At 43.8% G+C, this 11118-nt stretch carries 13 protein-coding genes; 12 read left to right on the top strand and 1 reads right to left on the bottom strand.

The window, feature by feature from the left end; translation table 11 throughout:
• Positions 1-51 precede the first annotated feature (51 nt).
• The 12 genes from ccmA to M3I01_RS12480 all read left to right on the top strand — a co-directional run bounded on the left by ccmA (position 52) and on the right by M3I01_RS12480 (position 10180).
• A complete protein-coding gene (gene ccmA / locus M3I01_RS12535; RefSeq protein ID WP_255896221.1) occupies positions 52-666 on the top strand; it encodes a cytochrome c biogenesis heme-transporting ATPase CcmA in 615 nt (204 codons plus the stop codon).
• On the top strand, positions 663-1325 hold the full coding sequence (ccmB, locus tag M3I01_RS12530) for a heme exporter protein CcmB (protein WP_255896220.1): 663 nt from the start codon (positions 663-665) through the stop codon (positions 1323-1325). Before ccmA ends, ccmB begins: the two co-directional genes overlap by 4 nt.
• A complete protein-coding gene (locus M3I01_RS12525; RefSeq protein ID WP_255896219.1) occupies positions 1325-2074 on the top strand; it encodes a heme ABC transporter permease in 750 nt (249 codons plus the stop codon). The genes ccmB and M3I01_RS12525 overlap by 1 nt, the downstream gene beginning before the upstream one ends.
• Positions 2064-2243, top strand: a complete 180-nt coding sequence (gene ccmD / locus M3I01_RS12520; RefSeq protein ID WP_317133926.1) for a heme exporter protein CcmD — start codon at positions 2064-2066, stop codon at positions 2241-2243. The genes M3I01_RS12525 and ccmD overlap by 11 nt, the downstream gene beginning before the upstream one ends.
• A complete protein-coding gene (gene ccmE / locus M3I01_RS12515) occupies positions 2240-2707 on the top strand; it encodes a cytochrome c maturation protein CcmE (protein ID WP_255896218.1) in 468 nt (155 codons plus the stop codon). Before ccmD ends, ccmE begins: the two co-directional genes overlap by 4 nt.
• A gap of 12 nt (positions 2708-2719) precedes the next feature.
• Positions 2720-4654, top strand: a complete 1935-nt coding sequence (locus tag M3I01_RS12510; protein ID WP_255896217.1) for a heme lyase CcmF/NrfE family subunit — start codon at positions 2720-2722, stop codon at positions 4652-4654.
• A 5-nt stretch (positions 4655-4659) separates the two neighbouring features.
• On the top strand, positions 4660-5169 hold the full coding sequence (locus tag M3I01_RS12505; RefSeq protein WP_255896216.1) for a DsbE family thiol:disulfide interchange protein: 510 nt from the start codon (positions 4660-4662) through the stop codon (positions 5167-5169).
• The gene (locus tag M3I01_RS12500; protein WP_255896215.1) at positions 5166-5576 is read left to right on the top strand and encodes a cytochrome c-type biogenesis protein; all 411 of its coding nucleotides are present in this window, start codon (positions 5166-5168) and stop codon (positions 5574-5576) included. Before M3I01_RS12505 ends, M3I01_RS12500 begins: the two co-directional genes overlap by 4 nt.
• Positions 5573-6754: a tetratricopeptide repeat protein gene (locus tag M3I01_RS12495; protein ID WP_255896214.1), complete on the top strand. Its 1182-nt coding sequence runs from the start codon at positions 5573-5575 to the stop codon at positions 6752-6754. The genes M3I01_RS12500 and M3I01_RS12495 overlap by 4 nt, the downstream gene beginning before the upstream one ends.
• 65 nt (positions 6755-6819) lie before the next feature.
• Complete coding sequence (zipA, locus tag M3I01_RS12490) at positions 6820-7836, top strand: cell division protein ZipA (RefSeq protein WP_255896213.1); 1017 nt, start codon at positions 6820-6822, stop codon at positions 7834-7836.
• A 70-nt stretch (positions 7837-7906) separates the two neighbouring features.
• Entirely contained in the window at positions 7907-9943 is a 2037-nt protein-coding gene (ligA, locus tag M3I01_RS12485) for an NAD-dependent DNA ligase LigA (RefSeq protein ID WP_275565105.1), read from the top strand.
• Positions 9944-10180: a YheU family protein gene (locus M3I01_RS12480; RefSeq protein WP_112140494.1), complete on the top strand. Its 237-nt coding sequence runs from the start codon at positions 9944-9946 to the stop codon at positions 10178-10180.
• A 76-nt stretch (positions 10181-10256) separates the two neighbouring features.
• Here the strand turns inward: M3I01_RS12480 and cysE are convergent, their stop codons facing one another.
• The gene (gene cysE / locus M3I01_RS12475) at positions 10257-11072 is read right to left on the bottom strand and encodes a serine O-acetyltransferase (RefSeq protein ID WP_255896746.1); all 816 of its coding nucleotides are present in this window, start codon (positions 11070-11072) and stop codon (positions 10257-10259) included.
• Between the last annotated feature and the right edge of the window lie 46 nt (positions 11073-11118).

Below are 11118 nucleotides of genomic sequence, written 5' to 3'. Positions count from 1 at the left end.
ACCAAACAATGGTTATGTTGACCTTTATATCGGCCGGACTGGATAAATCTTTTGCACTCTTATGTTTCTTTAACAATATCAGACCTTTGGATTGAACGTGACGAAAGAGACCTGTGTAAAGGGCTTTCTTTTGAGGTTCATTCAGGTGACGTGCTTCGGATCTTGGGTGAGAACGGCGCGGGCAAAAGTTCTTTGTTAAAAGTGATGGCAGGTGTGATTCCCCCATTAGAAGGGCAAATACACTATTCGGAAAAAGACGTGACGCAAGATCGTAGTTTGTTGCACGAAAATGCGCTTTATATTGGCCATTTTGCTGGTGTGAAGCGTCTTTTAACTGTTGAAGAAAATCTTCGATGGCATTGTCCAAATGTCTTGCCAAACGAGTTAGAGAGTACGTTAACACATTTAGGTTTGCTGTCTTTCCTCGATTCACCAGTGCAGACTCTATCTGCAGGGCAAGTTAGGCGTGTGGCTTTGGCTCGTTTATGGTTGAGCAAAAAAACACTTTGGTTGCTTGATGAACCTTTTGCGTCTTTGGATGACAAAGGCATTGTCATATTAGAAGATCATATTCGGCAGCATGTCTCTTTAGGTGGTTTGGTCGTGCTAACAACACACCAAAATTTACGCTCTATTTCTTCTCGTGATGTCGTTTTTTCGCTATGACTTATACCTCTTTTTTGAGATCTGAACTGTTAGTGTTGTGGCGCCGAAAACAAGACGTGGTTAATGCTGTGCTGTTTTTTATTTTGGTGGTGGCGTTGTTTCCCATTGGTGTAAATTCGTCACCTGAGTTTTTGTCTCCTGCATCAGGTGGCATTATTTGGTGTGCGGCCGTGTTGGCTATATTGATGTCAATAGAAGGAGCCTTTAAAGATGATTATCTTGATGGCTCCTTGGAGCAATTGGTGGTCAGTGGTTTGTCTTTGCCTTTATTGATGTTACTCAAAGTTGTCGCATTATGGGCGAGTGTGGTTATACCGTTACTGCTGGTTATGCCGTTATTGAGCGAAATGCTGTCTTTACCAAGTGCGGCCTTTTGGGTATTGATTATGACATTACTTGTGGGAACCCCCTGTTTGTTTTTTATTGGTATTATTGGCTCAGCTTTAACCGCATCGCTAAAACAAAGCGCCATGTTGGTGATGTTGTTGATATTGCCGTTTTATTTCCCCGTCATTATTTTTGCAACCTCAGCCGTTCATGCGGCTCAAGTGGGGTTGCCTTATTCTGGGTTGTTGGCCATATTGCTGGCGATGTCTTTGTTGTCTTTAGTGGTCTCGCCTTTTATGACGGCGATTGCGATAAAAGCGAGTGTTAACTGATGCGCTGGGTGTGGTTTCATAAATTGGGTTCGCCGAAATATTTTTATTTTTGGTCTAAACCGTTAGCGTTACCGTTATTTTTCTTAGGTTGCCTTTGTCTTGTTGTTGGGTTGGTCTGGGGGCTTGCTTTTGCTCCGGCTGATTATCAGCAAGGTAACAGTTTCCGTATTATTTATATTCACGTGCCTGTGGCGATGTTGGCTCAGTCTTGTTATTTCGCCCTGGGTGTTGCGGGCTTTGTTTATCTTGTTTGGCAAATGAAAATAGCCCCTATTTTTATTAAGTCGATGGCACCCATTGGTGCAGTGATGGCCCTTATTGCTTTGGTTTCTGGCGCGATTTGGGGAAAGCCTACTTGGGGCACCTGGTGGATATGGGATGCTAGGTTAACGTCTGTGTTGGTATTGTTTTTATTGTATATGGGGATTATTGCACTTCAAAATGCCTTAGATGACCTAGTGTTAGCCAACAAAGCAACGGCTGTGGTTAGTGTGGTTGGGCTGATTAATTTGCCGATTATCAAGTATTCTGTGGTGTGGTGGAATACGTTGCATCAGGGTGCAACCTTTACTTTGATGGAAAAACCAGCGATGCCGGCAGCAATGTGGATACCGTTGCTAATCTGTGTTGTGGGGCTTTATTGTTTTGTGGCGAGTTTGGTTCTGTGGCGAATGCAGTCTGAGATAATGCAGCGTGAACACCGATCTAGTTGGGTGAAGCAAGAGGTAATGTATAACAATGGCTTTTGATACGTTTTTCGACTTTTTAGCGATGGGAAAGCATGGTTCGTATGTGTGGTCTGCTTATGGGGTTAGTATATTTGCCTTAATCGTGCTGACGTGGAATACCTTGGCGAAACGTCGCAAGATACGAGGTAAGCTTGTTAAACGCTATTTGAGGAATCAAACGCGCTCATGAACCCCGTAAGAAAAAAACGCCTGTTGGTTATTATGGTGATCGCCATTATCTTGAGTGTTGCCACTGGATTAGTGATGTACGCCCTACAGCAAAATATCAACTTATTTTATTCACCTTCCCAGATTGCTACAGGTAAAGCGCCTCATAATACCAATATTCGAGCCGGTGGCATGGTGGTGGAAGGCAGCGTAAAGCGTCATTCAAAAACGCTTTACGTGTCGTTTGACGTAACGGATTTCGAACATAAAGTTACCATTACCTATCAAGGTATCTTACCGGACTTGTTTAGAGAAGGTCAGGGAGTTGTGGCGCAAGGTAAGTTGGACAACGAAGGCGTTTTTCAGGCTGATCAAGTGCTGGCTAAACACGATGAAAATTATATGCCGCCAGAAGTGTCAGACGCGCTGAAGAGCGCACAAAATGCAACACAAAAAAAGACAGCAACCGAACAATCTATTTATTAGTTTAGGCTTTTTATGCTCCCTGAAATTGGTCAGTTTTCACTGATACTATCACTGTTTTTTGCTTTGATATTGGCGGTTGTTCCCATGATTGGCTATTGGGCTAACAATCGCCTTTTATTGGAAACGGCTCGCCCGCTGACCTTCATTATGTATATTTTGGTGGCGATTAGTTTCGTCATCTTGAGTGTGTCTTTTATTACCGATGATTTCTCTGTTTTATATGTTAGTCAAAACTCCAATAGCCAGTTACCTATCTGGTACAAATTCAGCGCGGTGTGGGGTGGTCACGAAGGCTCATTATTGCTCTGGGTGCTAATCTTATCAGGGTGGTGTGCTGCCGTTGCTTTTAGAATACGAACGTTACCTGAAGACGTTGGCCCCGTTGTTTTAGCGGTATTAGGGGGTGTGAGTTCAGGGTTTCTGTCTTTTCTACTTTTTACCTCTTCACCTTTCGCTCGTTTACTACCTGATGTACCGGTCGATGGTGGCGACTTGAATCCGCTCTTGCAAGATTTTGGTCTGATTGTTCATCCGCCAGTATTGTATATGGGTTATGTTGGATTCTCTGTTGCTTTTGCTTTTGCGGTGGCAGCATTGATTACGGGTAACTTGAACTCTTCTTGGTCTCGTTGGGCTAGGCCTTGGACAGCGGCGTCTTGGGCGTTTTTGACGCTGGGTATCACGCTAGGAAGTTGGTGGGCTTATTATGAGTTGGGCTGGGGCGGTTGGTGGTTCTGGGACCCTGTTGAGAATGCCTCGTTTATGCCTTGGCTTGCGGGAACCGCTTTATTGCATTCGTTAGCAGTGACAGAGAAGCGTGGTGTTTTTAAAAGCTGGACTGTGTTGTTGGCTATTTTTACCTTTAGCCTTTCTTTGTTGGGCGCATTTTTAGTTCGCTCTGGTGTGTTGACATCGGTGCATTCTTTTGCGGCCGATCCAACTCGCGGTATTTTTATTCTGGGTTTACTGTTGGTGTTAGTCGGCGGCAGTTTACTTTTGTATGCGATTCGTGCAGCTCAGGTGAGATCCACCGTATCTTTTGGTTTGACTGGGCGAGAAGCGTGGTTGTTGCTGAACAATATTTTATTAACCGTATTAACGCTTACTGTTTTACTAGGTACTTTATATCCTTTGATTTTTGATGCCTTGGAACTTGGTAAAATTTCGGTTGGCGCACCTTATTTTAATAGCGTATTTACACCCATTGCGTTGTTGCTCATTGTTTGCATGGCCGTTGGACCTTTGTCTAAGTGGCATAATACGCCACTCAGCGTGTTTTTTATTCCTTGTCTATCATCGGTGATTTTGTCTGCGCTAATTTCTGCTGCCTTGGTTTATTGGTATGATTTTGGCCTTTTGGCTTGGATTAGTTTCACCGTTGTTTTTTGGGTGGTTTGTTTGTCTTTTGCTGATTGGTTCGGCAAAGTATCGGCTGGGACAAAGGGCATCATTCCGCGTGCACGTCAGTTGCCGAGAAACTATTACGGTATGTTACTGGCTCATCTTGGTATGGTTGTCAGCCTAGTCGGGATTGTACTGGTCAGTATCAACAGCCAAGAGTCTATGGTGCGTTTGTCACCTGGTGATCGTACGACTGTGGCGGGTTATGAATTTAGGTTTGATCGATTAGAGCAGGTTAAAGGCCCTAATTACGTAGCAGATAGAGCGCATTTTTCAGCATATAAAGCTGGCAAACCGGTGGCGGTGCTTTACCCTGAAAAACGCTTATTTACGACACGACAACAAATGATGACAGAGGCTGCATTAGACGCGGGTTTTACACGAGACTTATATATTTCTCTGGGTGAAAAGTTGGATGGTTCCGCGTGGGGAGTGAGAATCTACGTTAAGTCCTTCGTCCGCTGGATATGGTTAGGTGGTTTAATGATGGTGGTCGGCGGATTATTAGCGGCGCTTGATAAACGCTATCGAAGGCGAGCAGAGTAATAGATATGCGTAAAGTACTGCTTTTCATACCATTGATTCTTTTTTTAGTATTGGGCTCCATTTTTTATCTGCAATTGGGGAAAAATACCCAATACATGCCTTCGGCATTAGTAGGAAAAAAAGTCCCTGGCTTCACATTAGTGTCACTAGAAACAGATCAACTTGTTACGCAAGAGGATTTACCAGATGGTCCTTATTTGATTAACTTCTGGGGAACATGGTGTCCGGCTTGTCATTTAGAACATCCTTTTTTGATCGAACTTGCGGATGAAGGCGTTATCATTATTGGTATTGATTACAAAGATGAAAAAAATCTAGCGCAGCAATGGTTGGCGCAAAAAGGTAACCCTTATGCCAATGTGTTGATGGATGAAATAGGGCGCTTTGGCGTAGATATGGGCGTGACAGGGGCGCCAGAAACGTTTGTTGTGGATCGTTCTGGGATGATTGTTTATCGACACCAAGGCGTGATTAATGCTCAAAATTGGCCTGTCATAAAAAGTCACTTAAAATGATGATGCTTAGATTGTTTTTATTATTAATAACCTTTGGTTTTACTCTGCCAAGTATGGCTGAGGAGTTGATGTCATTTAGTTCGTCATTGAATCAAACTCGCTATCAAAGTTTGGTCGAAGAACTACGTTGTCCTAAGTGTCAGAATCAGAACTTGGCGGACTCAGGTTCAGGCATTGCGGTTGATTTGCGTGAGCAGGTTCACCAGATGATTGAGCAAGGTAAAACGGATCAGGAAATTGTTGATTATATGGTTGCTCGTTATGGAGAGTTTGTGTTGTATCGTCCACCGCATTCTTCGGCGACATTTTTGCTTTGGTATGGCCCTTTTATCTTACTCGGACTTGGCTTACTGGTATTTGTTTTTGTGGTGATGACGAACCGTAAAAGACGTGGGGTATCGTCATGATAATGGCTTATTTAGTGATGGCGGCAATGATTACTCTTAGTATCTTGTTTCTTTATGGTTCAGTGCTAAAGCGTCTTCGTTCCCTCAAAAAACTGGATTTTCAGGTCTTTGGTAAAGTGCGTCGACAGGAAATAGCCGAAGAGCTGGAAGCGGGGCGCCTAACGTCTAATGAGTCGGTACAGCTTTTGCGGGATGTTGATCATGAAAGTGAGCGACAAGCATCGAAGAGAAAACACACTTTTCATATCGGGACCCCGCTTGCTCGGTGGGTTATGCTGGGTGTTGTGGTTGTGCTGGTATTGGGGAGTGTGAGCCTTTATCAGCGTATGGGGTATGCTAAAGAGGTGATTTTTACACAAGATTTGCAAACCCAAGGTCTTACGCCTCAAAAAGTAAGCGACTTCCTTCAGTATCGTAGCCGACGTTATGGAAGTGTTGAAGATTGGTATTATGAAGCGACCGATGACGTAAGTGCAGGCAGATACAACGAGGCCGTGGTCGCTTTTGAAAAAGCGCTTGAGGCAATGCCAAGAGAAGCGGATGGTAGAGTGAATTTATTGGTGGAATACGCCCAAGCGATTTTTTATGCGAATGGCAATCAAAGTTCGGTAAAAATGCAAAAAACGGTTGATGCCATACTTGAACAAGCGCCGACTGAAGCCATTGCGCTTGGCTTAAAAGGGGTTGCAGAATTTGACCAAAAAAACTATTTAGGCGCCGTCTTAGCGTGGCAAGAAGCCATCCGCTATAATTCTAATTCTGCCGAACGTATCGCGTTACTATCTGCCATTACTAAGGCTCGTGATATCGGTGCGATAGGTTATCGACAAGTTGCCCCTATCATTACTCATCAGTTAGCGATGAAAGTTGAATGGGACAAACATAATTTTTACTGGCAAAAGAACGATATTTTGCTGGTATACGCGTTAGCCAAAGGGCAAAAAATGCCGGTGGCGATACAAAGAGTGTTTCCGGAGGATTTAGAACAACCTATTTTATTAACCAATTTAGACGCGGTTATGCCAACGGCAACGTTAGCGGAAATCGATAAAGTCGATATTGTCGTGAAATTGTCGGATATTAATGACAATGATCTTACAAAAGGTCGAATAATCGGTATAAAGCGTGGTCTACTTACAAATAGTAAAGAGATTTTCGTAATCAACGTGGCCTTGTAATTGAATCCTAGGCCGCTTCGTTTGATAATACAGTCAACTTAAATTGATGCTATTCGGAATGTATAATGGAATTTAGCTTGCGTGAGTGGCTAATCTTGATTGGGGTCGTCATTATTGTCGTTATCCTCATAGATGGATTTCGTCGATATAAAAAGGGACAAGAATATGTCCAATCAGAAGATGATCTTGGTGAATTTGATGAACCAGATGATGCTCTAGTGTATCAAGGTGCAGCAACGGGTTCTTTAAAAGAGAGATCGAAATCATCACATGACCCTATTGTGAGTGCCTTTGAGAGTGCTAGGCAAACCGCAAAATCACCTTTGACTGATGTGCCACATAAAGTGGATTCTGGCCCTGAGCTCGATCGGGGTGAAGAAATGCATCTTGATGAACTGGCCTCTTTGGTTCCTGAAAGAGATTTTGGCGATTCGGCTATATCCGAGCAAAATTATTCAGATGATGGTTTTTATGAGCAAGATGAGCTGGATCTAGACTTCGACATCGATACTGAAAACAATATAGATGTTCATGGCGATGAAGATTACGAACGCAGTTATTCGGAAGTCGACATTGATCAAATAACGCCACATGGTATTGTCGAAGATATGGATGATGGCATTCAAGAAGACGACAGCGTTGCTGAAATTGAAGAAGTGATTGTCATTAATATTTTTGCCCCAGAAGGACAGAACTTCTCTGGCATGGAACTGTTACAACTCATTCTGAATTGCGGGATGCGTTATGGCGAAATGGACATTTTTCATCGTCATGAAGACGGATTTGACCGTGGAAGAGTGCAATTTAGCATGGCAAATGCGATTGAACCGGGTACGTTTGATTTAGACTCCATGGGGGAAAGTGATTGTCCTGGTGTGAGTTTTTTCATGGGGTTGCCAGGGCCTAAAAATAGCATGAAAGCATTTGATTTTATGCTTGAGACAGCCCAGACCTTAGTTCGTAATCTAGGTGGAGAGCTACGTGATGAGCGTCGAACGCCGATGAGTGATCAAACCATCGCCCATTGTCGTCAGCGAATACGTGATTTTGAGCGCCGTCGGCTGATGCGTAATAAACAGTAAGATGAATCAGGGCCCTAAGGGGCCTTGATTGTTTTAGACACACGTTGAAAAAAATACGTCGAGTTAAACTATGAACCAAGAGACAAACATGACGCATCAGCAAATGCTGGACCTGATTCAGCAACTTAATGAGTACAGTTATGCCTATCATGTAAAAGACACGCCAATTGTTCCTGATGCCGTGTATGACCGTGACTACCGTCAGCTTCAAGAAATAGAAACTGAGCATCCTGAGTGGATTCAACATGATTCTCCGACACAGCGCGTAGGTGAAAAGCCAGACAGTGGTTTTCTTAATGTGGCCCATACGGTTCCGATGCTGTCTTTGGACAATGCCTTTGATAATAATTCGTTAGCAGATTTTGACCAGCGAGTTCGTAAATTACTTAATGCAGATAACCTTGTTTATTGTTGCGAGCCTAAGCTGGATGGCTTGGCGATTAGTCTGCGCTATGAAGAGGGGCGTTTAGTGCGAGGCGTTACTCGTGGCGATGGATTGTCGGGTGAAGACATTACTTCAAATATTAAAACTCTTTATTCGGTGCCATTAAAACTTCGTACAGGTACACCGCCTGCGGTGTTAGAAGTTCGTGGTGAAATTTATATGCCGAAAGAAGGGTTTGAAAAGCTTAATGCGTTAGCAATAAAGCAAGGCGATAAAGCGTTCGTCAACCCTCGTAATGCGGCGGCAGGCAGCTTACGTCAGCTCGATCCAAAAATTACAGCGACTCGCCCCTTGGTGATGTGTGCCTACTCGATAGGCTATGTGGAAGATTGGAATCAACCAGAAAGTCATTACGACGGCTTGATGCAACTGAGTGAATGGGGTTTTCGTACTAATGATTTAATGAAAAGAGTGGAAGGGGCAACGGGCTGTATTGAGTATTATGAAATGCTCAATGAAAAACGTACCGATTTATCTTATGACATTGATGGCATCGTATACAAAGTTGATCAAATTTCGTTGCAGAATCAATTAGGCTTTATTGCTCGAGCGCCGCGTTGGGCGATAGCCAGAAAATTTCCTGCTCAAGAAGAAATGACTCGAGTGGTAGGGATTGATTTCCAAGTGGGTCGTACCGGAGCGATTACGCCGGTAGCGCGACTAGAGCCTGTTTTTGTGGGCGGCGTGACTGTGTCTAATGCTACCTTGCACAACAAAGATGAGATTGCTCGTTTAGGCGTTCGAGTGAACGATTATGTGGTGATTCATCGTGCAGGTGATGTGATTCCTAAAGTCGTGCAAGTGCTTGTCGATAAACGCCCTGACAACACTACTGAGGTAGTGTTTCCAGATGCTTGTCCTGTTTGTGGTTCAGATTTAGAACAAGTTGAAGGTGAAGCGATCATTCGTTGTACTGGCGGTTTGGTTTGTGGCGCCCAGCTAAAGGAATCGTTAAAGCATTTTGTCTCTCGTAAAGCGATGGACATCGATGGCCTTGGCGATAAGTTGATCGAGCAGCTGGTGGATCAAGAGTTTGTCAAAACCCCAGTCGATATTTTTACTCTATATGAAAAGAAAGAGTCGCTTTTAGCGATGGAGCGCATGGGGCAAAAGTCGGTAGAGAAGCTGCTTGCCTCAATTGAAAATGCAAAAATCACTCAATTTAATCGCTTCATTTATGCCCTAGGTATTCGAGAAGTTGGTGAGGCAACGGCTCGAGCGCTAACGAACTATTTTACTGAACTTGATGATCTGATGGTAGCGGATCAAGAGACTTTAGTAGAGGTCGAAGACGTTGGGCCGATTGTGGCTCAACACGTTAAGTTGTTTTTCGATCAAGAAATGAATCGGAAAACAATCCACGGTTTGCTCGGCGCTGGCGTTGTTTGGGAAAAGAAATCACAAGCCTCGTCTGATGAACTGCCGCTATCAGGTAAAACGTATGTGGTAACCGGATCTTTAAGTCAGTTTAGCCGTGATCAAGTAAAAGACAAATTACAGTCACTGGGTGCCAAGGTGAGCAGTTCTGTATCGGCAAAAACAGACTGTTTAGTGGCGGGTGAAAAAGCCGGCTCTAAACTCACTAGGGCGCAATCTTTGGATGTGCCAGTTATTGATGAAGCAGGTGTTATTGCCTTACTTAGTCAACACGGAGCAATTTAATTGGATACATTAATTCCTTACGATTCACTGTCTCCAGAGGCGCTAGATACCATTTTGGGTGATATTGTGTCGCGCGATGGTACAGATTACGGTGATTACGATTTATCCGCAGCGCAAAAACGCGATCAGGCATTGCAGGTGTTAAAGAAAGGGGAGGCCGTATTGTTATTTGATACGGAGAGTGAAACTATTAAAATGATTCCGAAAGATGCATTAAGCAACTACGACCTCATGTGAGGCCGTGGTTACTTTCTTAATGGAGATCTTTTTGTGAATGGGTATCTTGTTGTGAATAGAGAGCTCGGAGCTCTGTTTATTCGGAGCAATCACGAAGGCAATGGTTTATGTTGTGATCCATGATACGTGCGGGCTCTTCTTCTGTGTTACGTCCTACGACTTTTGCAGGAACCCCAGCGACAGTCGTGTGATGCTCAACCGCTTCTAGTACCACACTTCCCGCGCCGATTTTTGCCCCTTCGCCGACTTCAATATTGCCTAAGATTTTGGCTCCAGCGCCAATTAATACCCCAGAACGAATCTTAGGATGGCGATCACCGTGTTCTTTACCTGTGCCGCCAAGAGTGACTGACTGCAAAATTGAGACATTGTCTTCTATGACGCAGGTTTCACCCACGACAAGCCCTGTCGCATGATCGAGCATGACACCACAACCAATCGTTGCCGCTGGATGAATATCCACACTGAACACCATAGACATTTGTCCTTGCAGGTAAAGCGCTAGACTTTTTCGATTGTTTTTCCAAAGCCAGTTAGCTACACGATAGGTTTGTAATGCGTGAAAGCCTTTAAAAAACAAAAGAGGCGTTGTTAGGGTGTCGCAGGCAGCATCCCTTTCTTTTATGGCTAAAATATCTTGCTCGATGCATCTGACAATGCCAGAGTGTGTATCGGCCATGGCTTCTTCGAATACTTCTCGTAATACCATCGCTGGAATTGATATGCTGTCTAGTTTGCTGGCAAGCAAAAAGCTTAACGCAGAACACAATGAATCATGGCGTAATATAGTAGTGTTAAAGTAACTGGCTAAAATAGGTTCGTCTTGTGCAAGCTTTTCAGCTTCTGCTTGCAAGGATTGCCATAGATTGTCAGAAGTCACTGCATGATGCATTGTTTTACTCAAGGGGTATTCACCTATATACGTTCACGTTTAGAAT

The sequence above is a fragment of the Marinomonas maritima genome (assembly GCF_024435075.2).
Lineage (GTDB): Bacteria > Pseudomonadota > Gammaproteobacteria > Pseudomonadales > Marinomonadaceae > Marinomonas > Marinomonas maritima.
Note: the sequence above shows the minus strand (reverse complement) of the source record. Positions and strands in the feature narration are given on the sequence as shown.

Excerpts from the sequence above, each read along its gene's own strand:
- M3I01_RS12505 (WP_255896216.1), top strand. The coding sequence starts at position 4,660 with ATGCGTAAAGTACTGCTTTTCATACCATTGATTCTTTTTTTAGTATTG.
- M3I01_RS12510 (WP_255896217.1), top strand. The coding sequence starts at position 2,720 with ATGCTCCCTGAAATTGGTCAGTTTTCACTGATACTATCACTGTTTTTT.
- M3I01_RS12495 (WP_255896214.1), top strand. The coding sequence starts at position 5,573 with ATGATAATGGCTTATTTAGTGATGGCGGCAATGATTACTCTTAGTATC.
- ccmE (WP_255896218.1), top strand. The coding sequence starts at position 2,240 with ATGAACCCCGTAAGAAAAAAACGCCTGTTGGTTATTATGGTGATCGCC.
- ligA (WP_275565105.1), top strand. The coding sequence starts at position 7,907 with ATGAACCAAGAGACAAACATGACGCATCAGCAAATGCTGGACCTGATT.
- cysE (WP_255896746.1), bottom strand. The coding sequence starts at position 11,072 with ATGCATCATGCAGTGACTTCTGACAATCTATGGCAATCCTTGCAAGCA.
- ccmD (WP_317133926.1), top strand. The coding sequence starts at position 2,064 with ATGGCTTTTGATACGTTTTTCGACTTTTTAGCGATGGGAAAGCATGGT.
- M3I01_RS12500 (WP_255896215.1), top strand. The coding sequence starts at position 5,166 with ATGATGATGCTTAGATTGTTTTTATTATTAATAACCTTTGGTTTTACT.
- zipA (WP_255896213.1), top strand. The coding sequence starts at position 6,820 with ATGGAATTTAGCTTGCGTGAGTGGCTAATCTTGATTGGGGTCGTCATT.
- M3I01_RS12525 (WP_255896219.1), top strand. The coding sequence starts at position 1,325 with ATGCGCTGGGTGTGGTTTCATAAATTGGGTTCGCCGAAATATTTTTAT.
- ccmB (WP_255896220.1), top strand. The coding sequence starts at position 663 with ATGACTTATACCTCTTTTTTGAGATCTGAACTGTTAGTGTTGTGGCGC.